Origin of the sequence: Erythrobacter sp. NE805 (assembly GCF_046452355.1) — a bacterium.
In the GTDB taxonomy this organism is placed as follows: Bacteria; Pseudomonadota; Alphaproteobacteria; order Sphingomonadales; family Sphingomonadaceae; genus Erythrobacter.
The window spans coordinates 1,634,972-1,658,261 of record NZ_JBKFDI010000001.1; the positions used below are offsets into that span (position 1 = coordinate 1,634,972).

The window sequence follows — 23,290 nt, forward strand, 5'->3', positions numbered from 1 at the left end:
GACCGCTTGGCCGACCCCACACCCCTGCGCATCGCGATCGCCGGCCTCGGCACGGTCGGCGCCGGCGTCATCCGCCTGCTCGATACCAACGCCCGGCTGATCGCCGCGCGCGCCGGGCGGCCGATCGAGGTGGTGGCGGTCTCGGCGCGCGACCGCGGCAAGGACCGCGGCGTCGACATCGCCCGCTTCGCCTGGGAAGACGACATGAGCGCGCTCGCCCGGCGCGACGATGTCGACGTGGTGGTCGAGCTGGTCGGCGGCTCGGACGGCCCCGCACTCGCCCTCTCCCGCGCGGCGCTCTCGAGCGGCAAGGGCCTCGTCACCGCCAACAAGGCGATGATCGCGCACCACGGGCTCGAGCTCGCCGAAATGGCCGAGGCCGCGGGCGTGGCCCTCAAATTCGAGGCGGCGGTGGCGGGCGGCATCCCGGTCATCAAGGGCCTGCGCGAGGGCACCTCGGCGAATGCGCTCACCAAGGTCTACGGGATCCTCAACGGCACCTGCAACTACATCCTCTCCGAGATGGAGGCGACCGGCGCCGATTTCGCCGCGGTGCTCGCCGAGGCGCAAAGGCTGGGCTTCGCCGAGGCCGATCCCGCCTTCGACATCGAAGGGGTCGATGCCGGGCAGAAGCTCGCGATCCTCGCCGCGATCGGCTTCGGCACGCGGATCGACTTCGCGGGCGTGCGCATCGCCGGGATCACCCGCGTCCGCGCGGGCGACATCGCGCAGGCCGACGCGCTCGGCTTCGTGATCCGGCTGATCGGCGAGGCCGATGTCGAGGAGACCGCCGAGGGCCCGCGCCTGCTCCAGCGCGTGCGCCCCTGCCTCGTCGCCAAGGGCCACCCGCTCTCCGCGGTCGACGGCCCGACCAACGCGGTCGTCGCCGAGGGCAATTTCTCCGGTCGCCTGCTGTTTCAGGGCGCGGGCGCGGGCGACGGTCCGACCGCGAGCGCCGTCGCCGCCGACCTCATCGACATCGCCCGCGACGAGGTGGGCGCGCCCTTCTCGATCCCCGTCGCGCACCTCGCCGCGCTCCCCGCGGCCGAGCCCGGCCACCGCACCGAGCGCACCTACCTCAGGTTCATGGTCAAGGACCGCCCCGGCGTGCTCGCCGAGATCACCGCGGCGATGCGCGACGGCGACGTCTCGATCGAGAGCCTCATCCAGCAGGGCCGGTCGCAGAGCGGGGGCGAGGTGATGGTGGCGATGGTCACCCACGAGGGGCCGGAGAAATGCGTCGCGAAGGCGCTCGCCCAGCTCGAGGGCTCCGACAGCCTCACCGCGCCCCCGCTGGTGCTGCCGATCCTTCCCAACTGACCCGATCAGGGCGAACGGGGAGTGGGTGAAGCCTCCGGCAGCCCCAGCTCCGCCGCGATCCGGCGTTTCGCGTCGTCGGACACCGGCGCATCGTCGCCCTCGCGGGGCGTAAGTCCCTGCCCGACCCGTTCGGCGTCGGAGCCGGCGGGCGGGGTCTCGATCGCGGTGACGTCGATGATCAGCGCGGGGTCCTTGGGGCAGGGGCCGATGAAGCACCCCTTGATGGTGATCATCGGGATCATGCCGTAAGGGAGGCCGCTGCCGTCGACATCGGGAGTGCTGGGCCCCTTGGTCCGCTCGGCATAGGCCTTGAGCCAGGCCTCGTGGCTACCGCTGAAGCTCTGCGAGGTGTCCTCCGCGGCTTCGCGGCACACCACGATCTCGCCCGAGACGACGCCCGCCTCGCGGTTGTCCTCGCATTCCTTGAGCACCGCGGCGCTCGCCGCCTCGGAGGCGGGGGGACTCGCGAGGATGTCGATCTGCTGCGGCGGCTCGGCGGTCGGCGCGTCCCAGCCGAGGTCGATCGGGATGCGCGGCGGCTCGGGCTTGGCGGGGGCGGCGGGCGCGGGGAGGCGGGCGGGCCCGCGCTGCGGCAAGGCTGCGGGCCCCGCCTGCGCCAGCGCGGCGAGCAGCGCGGCGGCGAGCGGCAGGGCCGACGGCACCCGCGCTAGCCCTTCTTCTTCTTTGTCGGCCGCGGCGGCACGGTGGTCCTGATCCCCTCGGCCTCGCGCCGGGCGCGCTCCTGCTCCTCGGTGAGCTCCTCCTGCTGCCCGAGCGGGGCGAGGCCGCGCGCGATGCGGTCGGCGTCCGAACCCGCGGGGGCGACCGGGAGCGCGTCGAAATCGACCGTGATCGCCGGGGGCGGGGCCTTGCCGAAGCCGATCCCCTTGCCGTTGTCGGGGATCCCGAACAGGTCGGGGGCGGCGGGCTTGCCCTTGTTCTGGGTCTCCTGCGCGTAACGCTTCTGCGTCTCGGCGCGGGTGCCGGTGAGCGCGCTCGCGTCCTCGCCGCCGGTCTCGGCGCAGACCACGATCTCGCCGCTGATCGTGCCCGCATCGCTCTCGCGGCGGCATTGCTGGACCTGCGCCTGGTTGACCTCGGTGCGGGGCACGGTGACCATCAGGTTGACGCGTGGTTGAGGCTGGGGCTGCGGCTGCGCGGCGGGCGCTTCGGCCTGTGTCGCGCTGCTGTCACTCTGCGCCGCCACAGCTGCGGCGAGGCCGAGCGCGAGAGCCGACAGGGCGAGACGAAAACCCGGCAGGACAGGCATGGCATTGCTCGACAAACCCGTCTCCATCCGCTTATGCGCCGGGGGCATCTTCATGTCCGGCTGTGGCCGGCTTTGGCACCAGACCAACAGGGGGCTGAATTTCCGATGAACTCCGCACGCGATACCGAGCAAGCCGCGCAGCTTCAAGCGGCGAGCGACAATGCGATCCAGCGCGTGCTGGTCCTCGAGATGGTGCGCGTGACCGAGGCGGCGGCGGTCGCGGCGGCGCAGATGGTCGGGCGGGGCGACGAGAAGGCGGCCGATGCGGCGGCGGTGGAAGCGATGCGCCGCGCCTTCGACAACCTCTACATCGACGGCACCGTGGTGATCGGCGAAGGCGAGCGTGACGAGGCGCCGATGCTGTTCATCGGCGAGAAGGTCGGCATGGGCAAGGGGCCGAAGATCGACATCGCGCTGGACCCGCTCGAGGGCACGACGATCACCGCCAAGGCCGGGCCCAACGCGCTCGCGGTGCTGGCGGCGGCGGAAGAGGGCTGCCTGCTCAACGCGCCCGACGTCTACATGGACAAGCTCGCGGTCGGCCCCGGCTATCCCGAGGGGATCATCGACCTCGCCAAGAGCGCGACCGAGAACGTCTGCGCGGTCGCCAAGGCGAAGGGCGTCAGCCCGGCGCAGATCAACGTCTGCGTGCTCGACCGCCCGCGTCACGCCGAGCTGATCGCCGAGCTGCGCGCGCTGGGCTGCGGGGTGGTGCTGATCGGCGACGGCGACGTCGCGGGGGTGATCGCGGTCACCGACGAGGAGACCACCATCGACATGTACATGGGCCAGGGCGGCGCGCCCGAGGGCGTGCTCGCCGCGGCGGCGCTGCGCTGCGTCGGCGGGCAGTTCAACGGCCGCCTCGTGTTCCGCAACGAGGACGAGAAGGCGCGCGCGCGCAAGTGGGGCATCGAGGACCTGAACCGCATCTACAAGCTCGAGGACCTTGCCCGCGGCGACTGCATCTTCGCGGCGACGGGCGTGACCGACGGCTCGCTGCTCGACGGTGTGAAGCGCAAGCGCAAGCCGACCGGCGAGACGATCCTCACCACCGAGAGCGTGGTGATGCGCGCGAGTTCGGGCACGGTGCGCTGGATCCGCGGCGAACACCGCATCGGGTGACGGCCCCGGCGGCAACTGCCGCACGGGACCTGCCGCCGAAGCGGACAAAGCGGACACCCTGTCCGCTTTGGCGCCTCTCTGTTTCCTGAATATATACAGATGTTTGCCGCCGCTCGCGGCAGGCGGACGGACACGGGGGCTCGGCGCGAGACCGCGCCATGCCGGTCAACGGCCTCGCACGGCCGGGCAGAACGATGCGAAAGAGCCGAACGCGGTCTAGCGCCCGGACTGCGTGTAGGAAACGCCGGCCACCGGCCACCGGCCACCGGCCACCGGCACCGGCACCGGCACCGCCACCGCCACCGCCAGCGGCAGCCGTCAGGCCGCCGCGCGCGTCGGTGCGGGACGTGCCGCCGGGTCGCGGCGCGGGGCGGGGGCGGGGCGGGCGGTGTGCGTGCCGTCGACCTCGAAGGAGCCGACCAGCCCGCCCAGGTTCCCCGCTTCCCGCGCGAGCGAGGCGGCTGCGGCGCTGCATTCCTCGGCCATCGCGGCGTTCTGCTGGGTCGAGCGGTCGATGTCCCCGACCACCCCGTGGATCTGGGCGATGCTCTCGGCCTGCGCCTCGGTCGAGGCGGCGATGCTCTCGATCGCGCTGGTCAGCGAGGCGACCGCCTTGGTGATCGCCGCGAAGGCGTCGCCGCTGCGGTTGACGAGATCGACCCCCGAGGAGACGTGCGCGCGGGTGCCGCCGACCAGCGACTTGATCTCGTCGGCGGATTCCGAGCAGCGCAGCGCCAGCGCGCGCACCTCGTTGGCGACCACCGCGAAGCCCTTGCCGCTTTCCCCGGCGCGCGCGGCCTCGACCCCGGCGTTCAGCGCGAGGAGGTTGGTCTGGAAGGCGATCGAATCGATCACGCTGACGATGTTGGCGATGTCCTGGCTCGAGCGCTCGACCTGGTCCATCGCGGTCGCCGCCTCGCCGACGATGCGCGCCCCGTTGTCGGCGGTCTGGTTGCTCTCGCGGATCAGCAGGCGGGCGTTGCTCGCCTCCTCGCGGGTCTGGCGCACCTGCTCGAGGATCTGCGTGACCGCGGCGGCCGCCTCCTCGATGTTCGCCGCCTGCTCCTCGGTGCGCCGCGAGAGGTCGTCCGAGGCGGCGCGGATCTCGCTCGACCCGGCGGAGATCGCCTCGACCCCCTCGACGACGCTGCCGATCGTCCGGTGCAGCGAGGCGGTGGTCGAGTTGAAGTCTGCGGCCACCCCGGCATATTCCTTGGGCAGCTCGATTGCAGGGATGTTGAGCTTGCCCTCGGCGAGTTGCGCAAGCGCCGCGCCGAGGGTGGCGTTGAGCGAGTTCACCTTCTCGCTCACGTCCGCGAAGTAGGACGACAGCGCGATGTCCATGTCGAGCAGCGAGACCTTGACCAGCGCGGCGACCTGGCGTGCCTCGGCGCGCTTCCAGGGGAGCAGGCGCTTCCAGCCGGGCGCGATCATCGCGGCGATGAGGTCGTCGAGCACGCGGGCGTAGCTGCCGACATACCACTTCGGTTCGAGCCCGATGCGCGCGTGCACCCCGCCGATGTGTTGCGAGCGCTTGAGGAAGGCCTCGTCGAGCCCCTCGGTGAAGGCGCCCTTCCAGTGCCGCGCCTGCGCGGCGCGCGCGCGGGTCATCGAGGCTGGGTCCATGAACTTGCCGGCGAGGTTCGGACGGGTCTTCACCTCGTCGTAGAAGCCGGTGAGCGCGCTCTCGATCGCGCGGTCGATGGCGCGCGCGACGCCCGCATAGTCGGTGTCGCGGGTCGATAGCCCGTAATAGTCCAGCCGTTCGGCCAATTCGCTTGTTGTCATAGCCCGATCTCTCTTGCCCCTTGGCGCCGACGGCGTGTTTCGCCGCCCGGTCGGGGCTGCTCCGGGGGTTCGCACGACGGGCGTTAGGGCATCGCGGGGGCGCGCCTAAGGGCGATTCCGGAGGGGGTTTCCCTCAGGTGTGCATTTCCCCCGGCTTCAGCACGACCTTGGTCCAGGTGTCCTGCTGCTGCTTGAAGTTCCTGTAGCCGGTCGGCGCCTCCTCGAGCGGCAGGCGGTGGCTGATGAGGAAGGTGGTGTCGAGCTTGCCCTCCTCGATCATCGCGAGCAGGTCGGCGAGGTAGCGGTGGACATGGGTCTGGCCGGTGCGGATCTGCAAGCCCTTCTCCATCAGCGCGCCGAGCGGGAACTTGTCGGTCATCCCGCCATAGACGCCCGGGATCGACACCCGCCCGCCGGGCCGCACCGCGAGGATCGCCTGCTTCAGCGCGCTCGCCCGGTCGGCGCCGATGCCGATGGTCTGCTTGGCGACGTCCATGATGTTGTCGATGGCAAAGCCGTGCGCCTCCATCCCCACCGCGTCGATCACCGCATCGACCCCGATGCCGCCCGACATCTCCATCAGCGCCTCGCGCACGTCGGTGGTGCGGAAGTTGATGGTCTTCGCGCCGAGCTTCCTGGCGAGCTCCAGCCGGTGCGGGTAGTGGTCGATGGCGATTACCTCCGCCGCGCCCATCACCAGCGCCGACTGGATCGCGAATAGCCCGACCGGCCCGCAGCCCCACACCGCGACCGTGTCGTCGGGGCCGATCCCGGCGTTCTCGGCGGCCATCCACCCGGTCGGCAGGATGTCGGAGAGGAACAGCACCTGCTCGTCCTCGAGGTGATCGGGCACCACGATCGGGCCGACGTCGGAGAAGGGCACGCGGACATATTCGGCCTGCCCGCCCGAATAGCCGCCGGTCATGTGCGAATAGCCGAAGATCCCGGCCATCGGGTAGCCGTAGAGCTTCTCCGACATGTCCTGCTTTTCGACCGGGTTCGAGTTCTCGCAGCACGAATACTGCGCGATCCGGCAGTGGAAGCACCCGCCGCAGCTGATCGGGAAGGGCACCACCACGCGCTGGCCCTTCTGGAGGGTGCTCGCCGAGCCGGTCTCGATCACCTCGCCCATGAATTCGTGGCCGAGGATGTCGCCGGGCAGCATCGCCGGGATCACGCCGTCGTAGAGGTGCAGGTCGCTGCCGCAGATCGCGGTGGAGGTCACCTTGATGATCGCATCGCGCGGGTTGACGATCTCGGGATCGTCGACCGTGTCGACGCGGACATCGTGCTTTCCATGCCAGGTCAGGGCGCGCATCAGCGGGGCTCCTCCTTGTTGTATTGCGCAAGGTTGCGCGCAGGGGTGGCGATCTCGCCGGTTTCCATGAGCATCTTGAGGCGCTTCAGGTCATGCCGCGCCTGCATCTCGGGGCTGCGGCCGACGAGCGTCGCGAGGATGTCGCCGACCTTCCCGCCCTTGGGCTTGTAGGCGATGATGAGGCCCACGCGGGTGCCCCGCTCGCCGGGCGCGTCCGCGAAGGTCACGCGGCCCTCGGTGTCGACCTCGGAATCCTCGGTGGAGCGCCAGGCGATCAGCTCGCCGGGAACCTCACGGGCGATGCGGGTCTCGACCTTGAAGACCGTGCCGCCGGGCCCGCGGATGTGCCAGGTGCTCAGCGCGGGATCGCCGGTGACGGGCTCGACCTTGTCGAGGTTCGCCATGAAGGTCGCGAGGTTGGAGAAGTCGCGCCAGAAGGCGAACAGCTCGGCGCGCGGGCGGGCGATGGTGACGCTGCGGCCGACCACCTGGTAATCGCCGAAAGAGCGCCTTGCGGTATGCCCCGGCGCGCTGTCGGGATCGGTCCCTGCGTCGCGGCGGCGGCGGGTGGCCGTGACCCCCGCGGCGATCGGGATGATGGCAAGGCCGATCCCGGCAAGCGCGAGATAGGGCCAGCGGCTGGCGTTGGGGTGGCGCATGGCATCCTCCGGTGATTGGCGGGAGGGGAAGGTGGCACGCGCGCTCGGGGGAGCGGCTATCCTGCATTACCGACCGGCCGCGCCCGGACCGGCGCGCCGCGCGCCTCGCCGAGCGCGCGCGGGGACCGCGAGCCGCGCCGCGCCGGGCGTGCGACGAGCCGAGCTATCGCGCACGTTGCCTTCGTGTCACCATCCGCTCCGGCGCTGCACCGGGCAGGGAAGTCTTCGGGGGGTGCGGCCGCGCTGAGGGGGCGTGCCGACAAGACCAACAAGTCGACGCTTGCAAGTCCGTTCCACCACGGCGGCCCTCGGCGCGTGCGCGCGCCCCGGCCCGCCCCGATCTGCGAAGGAACCTGTCATGGCTTTCATCACCACCGCCGACGGCACCCGCCTCTTCTACAAGGACTGGGGACCGAAGGACGCCCCCCCGATCGTGTTCCACCACGGCTGGCCGCTCTCCGCCGACGACTGGGACAACCAGATGCTGTTCTTCCTCGGCGAAGGCTTCCGCGTCGTCGCCCACGACCGGCGCGGGCACGGGCGCTCGGACCAGACCGACACCGGCAACGAGATGGACACCTACGCCGCCGACGTGATCGAACTGGCGCGGCACCTCGACTTGCGCGGCGCGGTCCACATCGGCCACTCGACCGGCGGGGGCGAGGTGATCCGCTACGTCGCCCGCGCCGAGCCGGGGCGCGTCGCCAAGGCGGTGCTGATGAGCGCGGTGCCGCCGATCATGCTGAAGACCGAGGCCTATCCCCTCGGCCTTCCCATCGAGGTGTTCGACGGCTTCCGCGCCGGCCTCGCCGCGAACCGCGCGCAGCTCTACATGGATGTCGCGAGCGGGCCCTTCTTCGGCTTCAACCGCGAGGGCGCGACGGTGATCGAGGGCGCGATCCGCAACTGGTGGCGGCAGGGCATGATGGGCGGCGCCAAGGCACATTACGACTGCATCAAGGCCTTCTCCGAGACCGACTTCACCGCGGACCTCGAGGCCGTCACCCAGCCGGTGCTGGTGATGCACGGCGAGGACGACCAGATCGTCCCCATCGACGCCTCGGCGCGCACCGCGATCAAGCTGCTGCGGAGCGGCACGCTCAAGACCTATCCGGGCCTGCCGCACGGGATGTTCGTGACGCACCCGGAGGTGATCAACGCGGACCTGCTCGCCTTCATCCGGAGCTGAGCGCGGGCGGGGCGGCGGCACGCCTGCCGCCCCGTCATGGTTAATCGGGTCCTGCCGGCCACCATCGTATGGCTCCAAGGGCGCGGCTTTGCCTGCGCTTGGGGGCAGCGGGTCTATCAAATGAGGCATGAGCAGCCTCTCGACTCTCCTCCGCCCGCCGGTTCTCCCGCCGGACGCTTCCGCCCAGCGGCCCTATTCCGGCGCACGCAAGGAAATCGGCGACATGCTGGAGGCGCTGCGCGCGAGGCTCGACATGGACGTCGCCTTCGTCTCGCGACAGATCGGCTCGACGCACCGGATTTTCACCCACGTCGCCGCCCGAGGGGTCTCGCCGCTTGCCTCGGGGGATCACAACCCCAACGAGAACAGCCTGTGCTGGCTGGTGATTCAAGGCAAGCTGCCCGAGCGGGTCACCGATACCAGCCACTACGAGGCCGCCGCCTGCCTGCCGATCACCGATGCGATCAACGTCCGCTCGCACTTCAGCGTGCCGATGCGCCGCCGCGACGGGCGGGTGCATGGCAGCCTGTGCTGCTTCAGCTATCGCCCGCGCCCCGACATCGACGAGCGCGACATGGAGATGATCCGCTCGGTCGCCGCGATCGTCAGCGACCAGATCGAGGGCCGCATCGAGCTCGAGGAGCAGGGGATCGACGCCGCGCAAGAGATCGCGCGGCTGATCGGGGATGACGACATCGCGATCATCCACCAGCCGATCTACGACCTCACCGACTGGCACCTGATCGGCCACGAATGCCTGATGCGGCACAAGAGCGATCCGCACCGCTCGCCGATCGAACTGCTCGAACGTGCGCGCACCGCAGGCAAGACGGTCGAGCTGGAGTTGCACGTCGCCCGCAAGGCGCTCGCCACGCTCGATCCGGCGCACCCGGAACGCTTCGTCGCCATCAATGTCTCCTCCGCGACGCTTGCCAGCCAGGAGCTCGCCCGGATGATCCCGGCGAGCTTCGCCTCGCGACTGGTGATCGAGCTCCAGGATCACGACACGGTCGGCCACCCGGCCGCGGTCAGGCAGACCATCCAGTTCTGGAAGGAACGCTCCTGGGTGGCGGTCAACAGCACCGGCGGGGGCTTCTCGGGCCTGCGGGCGCTGGTCGACCTCGGGCCCGACATCGTCAAGCTCGACCACGATTTCCTCAGCGGCCTCGCCGCCGACCCCGCGCGCCGCGCACTGGTCAAGGCGCTGGTCCAGTTCGCCGCCGACACCGAGGTGACGCTGATCGCGCAGGGCGTCGAGACCCGCGAGGACCTCCAGGCGCTGCGCGAACTCGGCGTGCGCTTCGCGCAGGGCTACATCCTCGGCAAGCCGGCCCAGCCCCAGCGCGGCACGCCGGTATGTTGATCGAGCGCGACTGACACAGAAAAACCCCGGCGGATCGCTCCGCCGGGGTTTCTCTTGTGTCTTGAGGCTGGGCCGACACGGGCGGAGCCCGTGTCGTCAGACGGGGCTCTGCCCCGCTGGCCGGCCGGGGGCGAGTGCGCAGCCAGCTTGCTGGCTGCGCCCGCCCTACCGGCTCAGAACCCCATCCCGCCCATGTCGGGCATCGCGGGGGCGGCCGGCTTGTCTTCCGGACGCTCGACGATCGCCGCTTCGGTGGTGATGAGCAGGCCGGCGACCGAGGCCGCGTCCTGGAGGGCGGTGCGCACGACCTTGGTCGGGTCGATCACGCCGGCCTTCACCAGGTTCTCGTAGGTGTCGGTCGCGGCGTTGAAGCCCTGGGTCTCGTCATTCTCGCGCAGCAGGTTGCCCGCGACGACCGCGCCGTCGTGGCCGGCGTTCTGGGCGATCTGCTTGATCGGGGCGGTGATCGCCTTGCGGATGATGTCGATGCCGCGGGTCTGGTCCTCGTTCGCGCCCTTGAGGCCTTCGAGAGCCTTGGTCGCGTAGAGCAGCGCCGTGCCGCCGCCCGGGACGATGCCTTCCTCGACCGCGGCGCGGGTCGCGTGGAGCGCGTCGTCGACGCGGTCCTTGCGCTCCTTCACCTCGACTTCGGTCGCACCGCCGACCTTGATCACGGCCACACCGCCGGCGAGCTTGGCGAGACGCTCCTGGAGCTTCTCGCGGTCGTAGTCGGACGAGGTGTTGTCGATCTGGGTGCGGATCTCGGCAACGCGCGCCTTGATGTCGTCAGCCGAACCGGCCCCGTCGACGATGGTGGTGTTGTCCTTGTCGATCGAGACCTTCTTGGCCTGGCCGAGCATCCCGACGGTGACGTTCTCGAGCTTGATGCCGAGGTCTTCGCTGATCATCTCGCCCTTGGTGAGGATCGCGATGTCCTGGAGCATCGCCTTGCGGCGATCGCCGAAGCCCGGAGCCTTGACCGCCGCGACCTTGAGCCCGCCGCGCAGCTTGTTGACCACGAGGGTGGCGAGCGCTTCGCCCTCGATGTCCTCGGCGATGATCAGCAGCGGACGGCCCGACTGCACCACGGCCTCGAGGATCGGCAGCATCGACTGGAGGTTCGACAGCTTCTTCTCGTGGATCAGGATGTAGGGGTTATCCAGCTCGACGGTCATCTTGTCGGGGTTGGTGATGAAGTAGGGCGACAGGTAGCCGCGGTCGAACTGCATGCCTTCGACGACATCGAGCTCGAACTCGAGGCCCTTGGCTTCCTCGACGGTGATGACGCCTTCCTTGCCGACCTTTTCCATGGCTTCGGCGATCTTCTCGCCGACTTCGCGGTCGCCGTTCGCCGAGATGATGCCGACCTGGGCGATTTCGCTGCTGTCCGAGACGTCCTTCGAGCGCTGCTTGAGGTTCTCGACCACGGTGGTGACCGCGAGGTCGATGCCGCGCTTCAGGTCCATCGGGTTCATGCCGGCCGCGACCGACTTCATGCCTTCGGTCACGATCGCCTGGGCGAGCACGGTGGCGGTGGTGGTGCCGTCCCCTGCCGCATCGTTCGCCTTGCTGGCCACTTCGCGCAGCATCTGCGCGCCCATGTTCTCGTACTTGTCCTTGAGCTCGATTTCCTTGGCGACGCTCACACCGTCCTTGGTGATGCGCGGTGCGCCGAAGCTCTTGTCGATGACGACGTTGCGGCCCTTGGGGCCGAGGGTCACCTTGACGGCGTTGGCGAGGATGTCGACGCCGCGCAGGATGCCTTCGCGGGCCTCGCGGCCGAACTTCACGTCCTTGGCTGCCATGTTCGTTTCTCCTGAGATTGGGTTGTTCTAGAAAGTGAGGAAGGGGCCCGGCGTCAGCCGACGATCCCCATGATGTCGCTTTCCTTCATGATCAGCAGGTCTTCGCCGTTGATCTTGACCTCGGTGCCCGACCACTTGCCGAAGAGGACGCGGTCGCCGACCTTGACGTCGGGGGTGATGCGCGAACCGGAATCGTCACGCGCGCCTTCGCCGACGGCGATGACTTCGCCTTCGCTCGGCTTTTCCTGGGCGCTGTCGGGGATGATGATGCCGCCGGCGGTCTTGGTGTCGGCTTCGATGCGACGGACCACGACGCGGTCGTGGAGCGGACGAAATGCCATGCTTGGGACCTTTCCTGAATAGGTTGGGGTTGCTTGGCACTCTCCCACCGAGAGTGCCAACGCGGCGGCATTTGGTCGCGGGGCGGAAATGAATCAAGACCTGCGGGTGCAAAAATTTTCACTGCCGGGTCGCCGGGCCCGGCGCTGCGTCCGGGTCAAGGCACGGACGGCCCGCCAGCGAGCTACTGGCCCTCGTACACCTCGCCATTTACAAGGAACCTGACCGGGACCACAGGATCGAAGAACAGCGGCACCGCCACCCCATCACGGTAAGCGCCGAGGTGGATATGCGGGTTGCGGGAGAAGCCGTTATTGCCGACCCGCGCGATTTCTTCGCCCGCCGTAACCTTGGCGCCGGTGCGCACGCGGATCGCTTGCACATGAGCGATCACCACGCGGAGACCGTCGGCCCCTGCGATCACCACCGATGATGCGCGGCCCGGTTGCATGACGCCCGGCCGATTGACCTTGTCATTGACGTAGACCTCCACGACCTCCCCCGAGATTGGCGCCAGGACCGGCCTGTTCCAGCCATACCAATCCTCGTTGGTGGTCCCATCTGTCACATAGGGCCTGCTCCATCCGGTGCCGCCTTCGTCGATCTGTACGGAGGTGACGAGACAATCTGTCCCAAGAGCATCGCCAAGAGCGGCGAGCTGTCCTTCCGGATGGTAGGAACAGACAAAGCTGACATCGAAGACGGGGTGAACCACGATGGGCGAGGCCGTCGCCGATGCTACTGGGTGGGCAGGCAGGCTTGATTCTGCGGGCCCTGTCGCCGAAGCCGATGCCGCAAACAGGAAAAGGCAGGCGGACAGAGACTTGGTCATACCTGTTCCTTTTGACTACAGATGTAGTCGTTATGTCGGGGTCGCTGGGCTGTCAATGCGCCTGTCCGTCGCGGGGTGCATCCCTGCCCCGACGAAGGAGCAGTGGCCGGGGTGGTCAGCGCGGATACGCTCGGCTACCCCAGACCGCCCGACCCCCCACAGGAACCCCGCCGACCGATGTCTTCCCCCAAGCTCACCCCGCTGATCATCAACCGCTCCGACGACATCAACGTCGCGCACGAGGCGTGGGTGTGGCTCAAGGTGAATCTCGCCTTCCTGACCGGCGCCATCGCGGTGCTGGTGATCGGGGTGATCCTCGCCCGGCTGCTCTCGAAATGGGCCGACCGCGCGCTGACCCGCGCCACGCATATCGAGCCGACGGTCGCCAAGTTCCTCAGCAACATCATCAAGTATGCGCTGTGGGCGGTGGTGGGGATCACCGTGCTCACCCAGTTCGGGGTGCAGACGACGAGCATCATCGCCGCACTGGGCGGCCTCGCGCTTGCGGTCGGCCTCGCGCTCCAGGGGACGCTGTCGAACGTAGCGGCGGGCGTGATGATCCTGATCCAGCGGCCCTTCCGGGTCGGCGAATACATCACCGCCGGACCCGTCGCGGGGACGGTGCAGGGGATCGGGCTGTTCACCACCGAGATGCTCCAGCTCGACGGGCTCTACGTGATGGTCCCCAACAACGAGCTCTGGAACAAGGCGGTGGTCAACCACTCCCGGATGCCGACGCGGCGCTACGAGCTGGTGGTGAACATCGGCTACGAGGACGACCTCAAGGCTGCGTGCGAGGCGATGCTCGCGCTGGCGAAGGCGGACCCGCGGGTGCTCGCCGAGCCTGCGCCTGTCGCTTTCGTCGCGGGGCTCGCCGACAATGCCGTGCGCGTGGGGGTGCGGGCGTGGTGCAGGACCGGCGATCACCTCGCCTTGAGCTGGGCGATGGCTGAGGGGGTGAAGACGCGGCTGGACGAACTCGGGATCGGCCTCCACCCCGTGCCGCTCGCGCCTCCGGCCCCACCCGCCGCGCCCGTTCCCCCACGCTAGGCGGCGGGCGCGTACACCGTCAGGCCCAGCCGGTCCCGCCGGTTCCAGCGCCACAGCAGCAGCGCGGCGGCAAAGAACAGCCCGGTGGCGAGCCCGATCCACACCCCCGATCCCTCGAGCGGGGTGGCAAAGCCGAGCCCGACGGCGATGCCGAAGCCCGGCACCCAGTAGCTGAAGATCGCGATCCACATCGGCACGCGGGTGTCTTGGAGCCCCCGCAGCGCCCCCGCGGCGACCGCCTGGACCCCGTCGGCGAGCTGGAACGCCGCCGCCCAGACCAGGTATTGCAGCGCGAAGCCGACCAGCGCCGCGTTGGCGGCGGCCTCGGGGTCGATATAGGCGCGCAGCAGGAAGGTCGGCACCAGCAGCATCGCGAGCGCGGTGGTGCTCATGAACCCGGTGCCGATCGCGAGTGCCACCCACCCGGCGCGCCCGGCCGCGATGCGGTCGCCCGCGCCGTGGTGGAAGCCGACCCGGATCGTCGCCGCCTGCGCGGTGCCGAAAGGGATCTGGAAGGCGAGCGCGGCGAGGTTCAGCGCCAGCGTGTGCGCGGCGAGCTCGGTCTCGCCGAAGCGCCCGATCAGCAGCGCGGCGCCGCTGAACAGCCCGGCCTCGGCGAACACCGTCAGCGCGATCGGGGTGCCGATCACGAGGATATCCTTCAGCCGCGTCCACTCGGGCCGCCACCAGCGGCCGAAGATGCGGTAGCGCCTGAGGGTGCGGTCGCGGGCGATCACGAGGATGTAGGCGCACATCATGGCGAGCGCGGTGAGCACGCTCGACAGCGCCGAGCCCATCAGGCCGAGCGCGGGCAGGCCGAGATGGCCGTAGACGAGCGCCCAGTTGCCGAGGATGTTGGTGCCCAGCGCCAGGAGGGTGATCGCGGTCGCGTAGCCCGGCTTGCCGAGCGCGGCGACGAAGATGCGGAACACGCTGGCGATGATCATCGGGATCATTGCGAAGGACACCACGAATAGGAAGTCGCCCGCCAGCGCGGCGGTCTCGGGGTCCTGTCCGCTCGCCACCAGCAGCGCCTCGCCGCCGAGGCAGATCGCCATGCCGAGGAGGCCGCTGAGGACCGCGCCCCACAGCCCCATGCGCACCGTGCGGCGGATGTCGCGCACCGCGTGGAGCCTGCGCCCGCGTTCGGCCGCGATCAGCGGGGCGCAGGCGCCGACGAGGCCGGTCAGCGCCCACATCGTGGTGCCGAAGATCGCGATCCCGAGGCTCGAGGCGGCGAGCGGCTGCTCGCCCAAGCGGGCGATGAACAGCACGTCGACCGCGTGGATCAGCATCTGGAGCAGGTTCGTCGCGGCGAGCGGCACGGCGAGCGCGAGCGTCGCGCGCAGTTCCTGCCCCCAGCCGGGCGTCGAGAGAGTGGTCGCCTGTGTCATGTCGTCGGTTCGCAATGGCCCGCGGTCAGGCGAGCCGGCCCGGATAGGCGCGCTGGCGAGCGAAGGAAAGCGCAAAAAGCCGCCGCGCCGCCGCGGGTCGCAGCGACGAAAAAGGGCGGCGCCATCGCTGGCGCCGCCCCCTTTGTCGGTCGCAACCGGCTGACGAGCTTACTTGAGCTCGACGGTGCCGCCGGCTTCCTCGATCTTCTTCTTGATGTCTTCGGCTTCGGCCTTCGACACGCCTTCCTTGACGGCCTTGGGCGCGCCTTCGACGAGCGCCTTGGCTTCGGTGAGGCCCAGGCCGGTGATCGCGCGGACTTCCTTGATGACCTGGATCTTCTTCCCGCCGTCGCCGGTCAGGATGACGTCGAATTCGGTCTGCTCTTCGGCAGCCGGGGCATCGGCAGCGCCGCCCGGGGCAGCAGCCACGGCGACGGCAGCAGCAGCGGACACGCCCCACGCTTCTTCAAGCGCCTTGGCGAGTTCGGCAGCTTCGAGCACGGTCAGCTGCGACAGTTCTTCAACAAGCTTGGCAATATCGGCCATGATGGTTCACTCCAAATTGTGGCGGGGCGGGAAAAATGCCCCAACAGATTGTTTCGTCTGGCGAAAAGCGTCTCTTACGCTGCGTCCTTTTCCGCATAGGCGGCGAACACGCGGGCGACCTTGGCGGCCGGGGCGGTGACGACCTGGGCAATCTTGGTCGCCGGGGCGTTGACCAGCCCGATGAGCTTGGCGCGCAGCTCGTCGAGGCTCGGCATCGAGGCAAGCGCCTTGATCCCGGCTTCGTCGAGCACGACCGAACCCATCGACCCGCCGACGATCTCGAGCTTGTCGTTCGACTTGGCGAAATCGACAGCGGCCTTGGCAGCCGCGACCGGGTCCTTCGACCAGGCCAGCCCGACCGGGCCGGTGAGCATGTCACCGAGCCCGACATAGTCGGTGTTCTCGAGGGCGAGCTTGGCGAGACGGTTCTTCGCAACCTTGTAGGTAGCGCCAGCATCGCGCATCTTCCCGCGCAGGTCGGTGGACTGGGCCACCGTCATGCCGAGGTTGCGGGTGACGACCACCACGGAAACCTCGTTGAAGACTGCATTGAGCTGGGCAACCGCGTCGGCTTTCTGCGAACGATCCATGCCATACTCCTTCACATTTGACCGCGACCGGGAATGGCTCCCCGGACGCGACCGGCTACGTTTGTCCGTGTTGGAACCTTGCGGCTCCAAACGCGGGCGAGTCCGTCGATAGGGAAGGAGGGTGTGCCATCAGGCACCAGCGCGATGCCCGGATGACGGGCCTGCGCGAAAATCTCGTTTCCCCGTCTAGGCTGGAAATTAAGCGGGCCCGATTGCCTGCACCAACTGTCTCGGACGGATGATCCTCGAAAGGATCGGGCGGGGCCAATAGCCATGCGCGGGGCGGAGTCAAGCGGATTGTCCGGCGGCGAGCGGGGCAGGGGAGGCCTGCGGGTCAACCCCTAGGGCCGCGCAAGTCTTTGGCCTGCCGCCCGTCTTGCCCTATAAGCAGGGGTGATGAACACGCCCGATCCCGCCGATCCCGCCGCTGGGGCCAACGCCAATCCCGCAGGCCGCGCGCTGCGCTTCATCGAGCAGGGGCTCCTGATGGTCGCCGCGCTGATGACGCTGGGCGCGGCCGGTGCCGAGGTCGCGGCGGTCTACCAGCGCGGCAGCATCGTGCTCGCCGATATCCTCCTGATGTTCCTCTACACCGAGGTGATCGCGATGATCGCGGTGTTCTACACCGGGAAGGGCAGCTCCTTCGTCTTCCCGATCTTCATCGCCATCACCGCGATCGCCCGGCTGATCGTGCTCCAGGGGAAGGACATGCAGGCCGAGAACGTGGTCTTCGAGGCGGGGGCGATCCTGCTGCTGTCCTTCGCCGCGCTGGTGATGGGGCGGGTGCGCTCGGACTGACCCCGCACGGCAGGGCCGGGACATCGCTGCCCCGGCCCTGCGGTGTCAGCGCTCCTCGCCGCGGTAGGCGAGGAGGTCCCCCGGCTGGCACTCGAGCTCGCGGCAGATCGCGGCGAGGGTCGAGAAGCGGATCGCCTTGGCCTTGCCGGTCTTGAGGATCGAGAGGTTGGCAAGGGTCAGACCGACCCGCTCGGCGAGTTCGGTCAGGGTCATGCGGCGGGCGTAGAGCAGGTCGTCGAGCTTGACCATGATACGGGCTCCTTCGATGTCGTCCATGCTGGGGGGCATCACACGGTTCCTTCCAGGTCTTCGCGCATCGCCGCACCGACGCGGAACACGCGGGCAAGGACGAACAGCAGCAGCAGGATCAGGATGCCGGTGAGGTCGAAGCCGTCGCCCTGGACGTGGAGGTCCACGCCGTCGACCTTGTTCGCCCAGTCCGCAAGCACGCTCGCGCAATAGGCCGCGGGCCACAGCAGCACCTGCACGCCGAGCATCAGCCACGCCATGCGGCTCAGCCGCTCGGCATTGGCGGGGACGAAGGGATCGCCCTCGCCGACCGTGTCGATGATCTGGCGCAGCTTGCCGAAGAACACGAACATCGCGGCGAGCACGAGGAACAGGAGGACCAGCAGGGCGACGGTCGGGGCGAGCGGCAGGTCCTCGACCGGGAGCGCCGCGCCGTCGGCGAAGCCCCTGACGATGTCGCCCTTGAAGACGGTGACGATCGGCAGGCTGACCGCGAGCGCGGCGGCACCGAGGCCGACCGCGCCCTGGAGGATGAGGGTGACGACCTTGCTGGCGACCAGCAGCGGGTCCATTCCGCGAGGGTTCATGGGGCGGTGCTCCTGTGAGGGTCGGCTCAGGCGAGCGCGGGCAGGGCGATCGGCGTCTGCGCGGCGGCCTCGGTGGCCGGCACGGTGACGATCGCGCCGATCGAGCCGAGGGTGAGGAACACCGCGGCAGCGGCGGCAAGGGTGGTGTTCAGGAAGCGGGTCATATCGTTTTCCTTTCGGGGGCACATCGTGATTCGATAAATCCTCTCTAGTCCGATTCGCGGCATATCGTCAATCAATAATATTGAAATTCGATATTGATCTTGCCGTTTTCCGGGAAGGGGTGGTCGGCGGGTGCCCCGCAATCGCGCTGTCAGGCGGACAAAGCGGACACCCTGTCCGTCTGACGACATCGCAAGTTCATCAGCAGGAACAGGGGTTTCGTGCCGCATTGCGAACGCGGACGGACACAGGGTGCGGCGCGCGGATCATGCGGCAGGACGGAGGTGGGGGTTGCGACGATGCGAAAGAGCCGCCCGGAGGCTGCCGGGTGCCGCCCGCGTAGGAAAGCGCCGCAACATCCGCGCGATATCGCCTGCGCCGCGCCATTGACTCCGCCCGGGGGCGCTCCTACATGCGCCCCTCGCCCTGGCTTCGAGCAAGGCCGATTCATGCGCGGGAATCGGCTCGGGATGGAAGCGGCGACACGCCACATTCGCGACGCAGACGGACAGTGCTGCTGCCGGAACCGGCCTTGAGGGACGGGGCGGGCAGGCGGCGTCCGCTTTGCGCGAAAGTGGCGTTTTTCGCGTGGAACGACAGCGATTTTTCCCGTCCGCGCGGAACGCCCGCGCGGCCCTATCAAGAGGCAAGACCCCTCCATGGCCACCAAGGCGAAGCCGCCCGTCACCCGCAGCCGCAAGGCGCAAGGGACCGCCAAGAAGCGCATCCGCAAGATCTTCGGCGACATCCACGAAGTCGTGCAGATGCCGAACCTCATCGAGGTGCAGCGCGAAAGCTACGAGCAGTTCCTGCGCTCGGACAAGGCGACCGGCTATGTCTCGGGCCTCGAGAAGACGCTGCGCTCGGTCTTCCCGATCCGCGATTTCGCCGGCAGCGCCGAGCTCGATTTCGTGCATTACGAGCTGGAAGAGCCCAAGTACGACACCACCGAGTGCCGTCAGCGCGGCATCACCTACGCCGCCCCGATGAAGGTGACGCTGCGCCTCATCGTCTTCGAGGTCGACGCCGAGACCGAAACCCGCTCCGTGCTCGATATCAAGGAGCAGGACGTCTACATGGGCGACATGCCGCTCATGACCGAGAACGGCACCTTCATCATCAACGGCACCGAGCGCGTGATCGTCTCGCAGATGCACCGCTCGCCGGGCGTGCTGTTCGACCATGACCGCGGCAAGACGCATAGCTCGGGCAAGCTGCTGTTCGCCGCGCGGGTGATCCCCTACCGCGGCTCGTGGCTCGACTTCGAGTTCGACGCCAAGGACATCGTCAACGTCCGCATCGACAGGAAGCGCAAGCTGCCGGTCACCGCGCTGCTCTACGCGCTCGGCCTCGATGCCGAGGACATCCTCGGCTACTTCTACAACACCGTGACTTGGGAACGTGCCAAGGACGGGTGGAAGATCCCCTTCGTCGCCGAACAGTGGCGCGGCGCCAAGCCGACCTTCCCGCTGATCGACGCCAAGACCGGCGAGGAAGTGTTCCCCGCCGGCCAGAAGATCAGCCCCCGCGCCGCCAACAAGGCCGCCAAGGACGGCCTCACCGAGCTGCTGCTTCCCACCGAGGAAGTCGTCAGCCGCTACGCCGCCGCCGACATGATCGACGAGTCGACGGGGCGCATCTACATCGAGGCGGGTGACGAAGTGACCCTCGAGCACGTCGACGCCTTCGACCGCGCTGGCATCGACCGCCTCGCGCTGCTCGACATCGACGAGATCAACACCGGTCCGTGGATCCGCAACACCCTCAAGGCCGACAAGGCCGAGAACCGCGACGAGGGTCTCGAGGCGATCTACAAGGTCATGCGCCCGGGCGAACCGCCGACGAAGGAAACCGCCGAGGCGCTGTTCGAGGGCCTGTTCTTCGATGCCGAACGCTACGACCTCTCGGCCGTGGGCCGCGTCAAGCTCAACATGCGCCTCGGGCTCGAGTGCGAGGACACCGTCACCACGCTGCGCAAGGAAGATATCCTCGCGGTGGTGAAAGAGCTGGTCGGCCTCAAGGACGGCAAGGGCGAAGTCGACGACATCGACAACCTCGGCAACCGCCGTGTGCGTTCGGTGGGCGAGCTGCTCGAGAACCAGTACCGCGTCGGCCTGCTGCGCATGGAGCGCGCCGTGAAGGAGCGCATGAGCTCGGTCGACGTCTCGACCGTGATGCCGAACGACCTGATCAACGCCAAGCCCGCCGTGGCCGCGGTGCGCGAGTTCTTCGGCTCCTCGCAGCTCTCGCAGTTCATGGACCAGACCAACCCGCTCTCGGAAGTCACCCACAAGCGCCGTGTCTCGGCGCTCGGGCCGGGCGGTCTGACCCGCGAGCGCGCCGGCTTCGAAGTGCGCGACGTCCACCCGACGCACTATGGCCGCATCTGCCCGATCGAGACGCCGGAAGGCCCGAACATCGGCCTCATCAACTCGCTGGCGAGCTTCAGCCGCGTCAACAAGTACGGCTTCATCGAGACTCCCTATCGCAAGGTGGTGGACGGCAAGGTGACTGGCGACGTGATCTACCTCTCGGCGATGGAGGAGCAGAAGCACACCGTCGCGCAGGCCTCGGCCGAACTCAACGAGGACGGCAGCTTCGTGGAAGAGCTGGTGTCGGCGCGTCACAACGGCGACAACCTGATGGCCCCGCGCGAGCAGATCACGCTGATGGACGTTTCGCCCAAGCAGCTCGTCTCGGTCGCGGCCTCGCTGATCCCGTTCCTGGAAAACGACGACGCCAACCGCGCGCTGATGGGCTCGAACATGCAGCGCCAGGCCGTGCCGCTGGTGAAGGCGGAAGCGCCGTGGGTCGGGACCGGCATGGAGGAGACCGTGGCGCGCGATTCCGGCGCGGCGATCGCGGCCAAGCGCGGCGGGATCGTCGACCAGGTCGACGCGACCCGCATCGTGATCCGCGCGATCGGCGATGTCGAACCCGGCCAGTCGGGCGTCGACATCTACACGCTCCAGAAGTTCCAGCGTTCGAACCAGAACACCTGCATCAACCAGCGTCCGCTGGTGAAGGTGGGTGATGTGATCGAAGCGGGCGACATCATCGCCGACGGTCCCTCGACCGATCTGGGCGAGCTGGCGCTCGGCAAGAACAGCCTCGTCGCGTTCATGCCGTGGAACGGCTACAACTACGAAGACTCGATCCTCATCAGCGAACGCATCGTGAAGGACGACGTCTTCACCTCGATCCACATCGAGGAGTTCGAAGTCATGGCCCGCGACACCAAGCTCGGGCCGGAGGACATCACCCGCGACATCCCGAACGTCGGCGAGGAAGCCCTGCGCAACCTCGACGAGGCGGGCATCGTCTACATCGGTGCCGAAGTGCACCCGGGCGACATCCTCGTGGGCAAGATCACGCCCAAGGGCGAATCGCCGATGACCCCGGAAGAGAAGCTGCTGCGCGCGATCTTCGGCGAAAAGGCGAGCGACGTGCGCGACACCTCGCTGCGTCTGCCTCCGGGTGTCGCGGGCACCGTGGTCGAGGTCCGCGTCTTCAACCGTCACGGCATCGAGATCGACGACCGTACCCGTGCGATCCAGAACGAGGAGATCGAACGGCTCCGGAAGGACGCCGCGGACGAGCGCAACATCTTGAACCGCGCGACCTACAACCGCCTGCGCGACATGCTCCTCGGCCAGACCGCGAGCGCCGCGCCGAAGGGCCTCAAGAAGGGCGTGGAAATCACCGAAGCCCTTCTCGAGGAGGTCGATCGCCACGAGTGGTTCAAGTTCGCGGTCGCCGACGACAACCGCCAGGCGCAGATCGAAGCGGTGAAGTCGCAATACGACGAAGCCGTCGCCTCGATCGATGCCAAGTTCCATGACCGCAAGGAGAAGCTGGAACGTGGTGACGAACTGGCGCCGGGCGTGCTCAAGATGGTCAAGGTCTTCGTCGCGGTGAAGCGCAAGCTCCAGCCGGGCGACAAGATGGCCGGCCGTCACGGGAACAAGGGCGTCATCAGCCGCATCCTGCCGATCGAGGACATGCCGTTCCTCGCCGACGGGACCCATGTCGACCTCGTGCTGAACCCGCTGGGCGTGCCGAGCCGCATGAACGTCGGGCAGATCTTCGAGACGCACCTCGGCTTTGCCGCCCGCGCGCTCGGCCACGAGATCAAGGGGCTGCTGGAAGATTGGCGCGCGGCCAACCCGAACGCGGCCGAAGATTACGCCAATGTCGCGCCGCCCGCTGCCGTGCTGGACCGTCTCAAGGACATCTATGGCGAGCAATATGTCGAGGACCTCGAAAGCCGTTCGACCGCGGATATCGTCGAGCTCGCGGGCAACCTTTCGGCCGGGGTGCCGATGGGGACCCCGGTGTTCGACGGCGCGCGCGAAGCCGACGTTTCGGACATGCTGGTCAAGGCGGGGATCGATTCCTCGGGCCAGAGCGTCCTTTATGACGGCCGCACCGGCGAGGCGTTCGACCGCAAGGTGACCGTGGGCATCATCTACATGCTCAAGCTCCACCACCTCGTCGACGACAAGATCCACGCCCGTTCGATCGGCCCCTACTCGCTCGTCACCCAGCAGCCGCTGGGCGGCAAGGCGCAGTTCGGCGGCCAGCGTTTCGGGGAAATGGAGGTCTGGGCCTTGCAGGCTTACGGTGCCGCCTACACCTTGCAGGAAATGCTGACGGTGAAGTCCGACGACGTGGTCGGCCGCACCAAGGTCTACGAAGCGATCGTCAAGGGCGACGACACCTTCGAGGCCGGCATTCCGGAGAGCTTCAACGTGCTCGTCAAGGAAATGCGCAGCCTTGGCCTCAACGTCGAACTGAAGTCGATCCTCGACGAGGACGACGACGGCGAGATGCTGGAGGCAGCGGAGTAAGGGGCGCGGGGGGGGGGGGGGGCACCAACCCCCCCCCCAACACCCCCCCCCCCCCCCCC

Annotated in this window: 21 protein-coding genes; 7 read left to right on the plus strand and 14 right to left on the minus strand. The window is 68.4% G+C overall.

Features of this window, described 5'->3' with window-relative positions:
- Window positions 1-6 precede the first annotated feature (6 nt).
- On the plus strand, window positions 7-1,320 hold the full coding sequence (locus ACLBKU_RS07815) for a homoserine dehydrogenase (RefSeq protein ID WP_410178954.1): 1,314 nt from the start codon (window positions 7-9) through the stop codon (window positions 1,318-1,320).
- A 5-nt stretch (window positions 1,321-1,325) separates the two neighbouring features.
- On the opposite strand, the gene ACLBKU_RS07820 is transcribed toward ACLBKU_RS07815, so the two are convergent.
- Window positions 1,326-1,982 carry a hypothetical protein gene (locus tag ACLBKU_RS07820; protein WP_410178955.1) on the minus strand — a complete coding sequence of 219 codons (657 nt, stop codon included), beginning with the start codon at window positions 1,980-1,982 and terminating at the stop codon, window positions 1,326-1,328.
- A gap of 5 nt (window positions 1,983-1,987) precedes the next feature.
- Window positions 1,988-2,644, minus strand: a complete 657-nt coding sequence (locus ACLBKU_RS07825) for a hypothetical protein (RefSeq protein ID WP_410178956.1) — start codon at window positions 2,642-2,644, stop codon at window positions 1,988-1,990.
- Between the two features lie 51 nt (window positions 2,645-2,695).
- Here ACLBKU_RS07825 and glpX point away from each other — a divergent pair, with 51 nt between their 5' ends.
- Window positions 2,696-3,712, plus strand: a complete 1,017-nt coding sequence (gene glpX, locus ACLBKU_RS07830) for a class II fructose-bisphosphatase (protein ID WP_410178957.1) — start codon at window positions 2,696-2,698, stop codon at window positions 3,710-3,712.
- Window positions 3,713-4,030: 318 nt separating this feature from the next.
- Here the strand turns inward: glpX and ACLBKU_RS07835 are convergent, their stop codons facing one another.
- The 3 genes from ACLBKU_RS07835 to ACLBKU_RS07845 form a co-directional block, all read right to left on the minus strand.
- A complete protein-coding gene (locus tag ACLBKU_RS07835; RefSeq protein WP_410178958.1) occupies window positions 4,031-5,500 on the minus strand; it encodes a methyl-accepting chemotaxis protein in 1,470 nt (489 codons plus the stop codon).
- A gap of 133 nt (window positions 5,501-5,633) precedes the next feature.
- Window positions 5,634-6,818: a zinc-dependent alcohol dehydrogenase gene (locus tag ACLBKU_RS07840; protein WP_410178959.1), complete on the minus strand. Its 1,185-nt coding sequence runs from the start codon at window positions 6,816-6,818 to the stop codon at window positions 5,634-5,636.
- Window positions 6,818-7,477 (minus strand): SRPBCC family protein, encoded by a 660-nt coding sequence (locus ACLBKU_RS07845; protein WP_410178960.1) that lies wholly within the window; start codon window positions 7,475-7,477, stop codon window positions 6,818-6,820. The genes ACLBKU_RS07840 and ACLBKU_RS07845 overlap by 1 nt, the downstream gene beginning before the upstream one ends.
- Window positions 7,478-7,835: 358 nt before the next feature.
- On the opposite strand from ACLBKU_RS07845, the gene ACLBKU_RS07850 reads away from it, so the two are divergent.
- On the plus strand, window positions 7,836-8,666 hold the full coding sequence (locus ACLBKU_RS07850) for an alpha/beta fold hydrolase (RefSeq protein ID WP_410178961.1): 831 nt from the start codon (window positions 7,836-7,838) through the stop codon (window positions 8,664-8,666).
- A 127-nt stretch (window positions 8,667-8,793) separates the two neighbouring features.
- Window positions 8,794-10,029, plus strand: coding sequence for an EAL domain-containing protein (locus tag ACLBKU_RS07855; RefSeq protein WP_410178962.1), 1,236 nt, complete (start codon window positions 8,794-8,796; stop codon window positions 10,027-10,029).
- 173 nt (window positions 10,030-10,202) lie between these two features.
- Here ACLBKU_RS07855 and groL read toward each other — a convergent pair whose 3' ends face one another.
- From groL to ACLBKU_RS07870, 3 genes are all read right to left on the minus strand, one after another.
- Window positions 10,203-11,834: a chaperonin GroEL gene (gene groL, locus ACLBKU_RS07860; RefSeq protein WP_410178963.1), complete on the minus strand. Its 1,632-nt coding sequence runs from the start codon at window positions 11,832-11,834 to the stop codon at window positions 10,203-10,205.
- A gap of 53 nt (window positions 11,835-11,887) precedes the next feature.
- Window positions 11,888-12,175 (minus strand): co-chaperone GroES, encoded by a 288-nt coding sequence (gene groES / locus ACLBKU_RS07865; RefSeq protein WP_410178964.1) that lies wholly within the window; start codon window positions 12,173-12,175, stop codon window positions 11,888-11,890.
- 182 nt (window positions 12,176-12,357) lie between these two features.
- On the minus strand, window positions 12,358-13,005 hold the full coding sequence (locus ACLBKU_RS07870) for a M23 family metallopeptidase (RefSeq protein ID WP_410178965.1): 648 nt from the start codon (window positions 13,003-13,005) through the stop codon (window positions 12,358-12,360).
- A gap of 177 nt (window positions 13,006-13,182) precedes the next feature.
- Here ACLBKU_RS07870 and ACLBKU_RS07875 point away from each other — a divergent pair, with 177 nt between their 5' ends.
- Entirely contained in the window at window positions 13,183-14,055 is an 873-nt protein-coding gene (locus ACLBKU_RS07875; protein ID WP_410178966.1) for a mechanosensitive ion channel family protein, read from the plus strand.
- On the opposite strand, the gene ACLBKU_RS07880 is transcribed toward ACLBKU_RS07875, so the two are convergent.
- The 3 genes from ACLBKU_RS07880 to rplJ form a co-directional block, all read right to left on the minus strand.
- A complete protein-coding gene (locus tag ACLBKU_RS07880) occupies window positions 14,052-15,449 on the minus strand; it encodes an MATE family efflux transporter (protein ID WP_410178967.1) in 1,398 nt (465 codons plus the stop codon). The two genes, ACLBKU_RS07875 and ACLBKU_RS07880, sit on opposite strands and share 4 nt — an antisense overlap.
- A gap of 168 nt (window positions 15,450-15,617) precedes the next feature.
- Window positions 15,618-15,995, minus strand: coding sequence for a 50S ribosomal protein L7/L12 (gene rplL, locus ACLBKU_RS07885; protein WP_410178968.1), 378 nt, complete (start codon window positions 15,993-15,995; stop codon window positions 15,618-15,620).
- A gap of 74 nt (window positions 15,996-16,069) precedes the next feature.
- Window positions 16,070-16,585: a 50S ribosomal protein L10 gene (gene rplJ, locus ACLBKU_RS07890; RefSeq protein ID WP_410178969.1), complete on the minus strand. Its 516-nt coding sequence runs from the start codon at window positions 16,583-16,585 to the stop codon at window positions 16,070-16,072.
- Window positions 16,586-16,981: 396 nt separating this feature from the next.
- Here rplJ and ACLBKU_RS07895 point away from each other — a divergent pair, with 396 nt between their 5' ends.
- The gene (locus ACLBKU_RS07895; RefSeq protein ID WP_410178970.1) at window positions 16,982-17,383 is read left to right on the plus strand and encodes a phosphate-starvation-inducible protein PsiE; all 402 of its coding nucleotides are present in this window, start codon (window positions 16,982-16,984) and stop codon (window positions 17,381-17,383) included.
- 45 nt (window positions 17,384-17,428) lie between these two features.
- Here ACLBKU_RS07895 and ACLBKU_RS07900 read toward each other — a convergent pair whose 3' ends face one another.
- The 3 genes from ACLBKU_RS07900 to ACLBKU_RS07910 are packed head-to-tail and all read right to left on the minus strand — an operon-like array spanning window position 17,429 to window position 18,383.
- A complete protein-coding gene (locus ACLBKU_RS07900) occupies window positions 17,429-17,671 on the minus strand; it encodes a helix-turn-helix domain-containing protein (protein WP_410178971.1) in 243 nt (80 codons plus the stop codon).
- Entirely contained in the window at window positions 17,671-18,219 is a 549-nt protein-coding gene (locus ACLBKU_RS07905) for a DUF2975 domain-containing protein (protein ID WP_410178972.1), read from the minus strand. The genes ACLBKU_RS07900 and ACLBKU_RS07905 overlap by 1 nt, the downstream gene beginning before the upstream one ends.
- A 26-nt stretch (window positions 18,220-18,245) precedes the next feature.
- Window positions 18,246-18,383 (minus strand): hypothetical protein, encoded by a 138-nt coding sequence (locus ACLBKU_RS07910; protein WP_410178973.1) that lies wholly within the window; start codon window positions 18,381-18,383, stop codon window positions 18,246-18,248.
- 657 nt (window positions 18,384-19,040) lie between these two features.
- On the opposite strand from ACLBKU_RS07910, the gene rpoB reads away from it, so the two are divergent.
- Window positions 19,041-23,231, plus strand: coding sequence for a DNA-directed RNA polymerase subunit beta (gene rpoB / locus ACLBKU_RS07915; RefSeq protein WP_410178974.1), 4,191 nt, complete (start codon window positions 19,041-19,043; stop codon window positions 23,229-23,231).
- Window positions 23,232-23,290 lie beyond the last annotated feature (59 nt).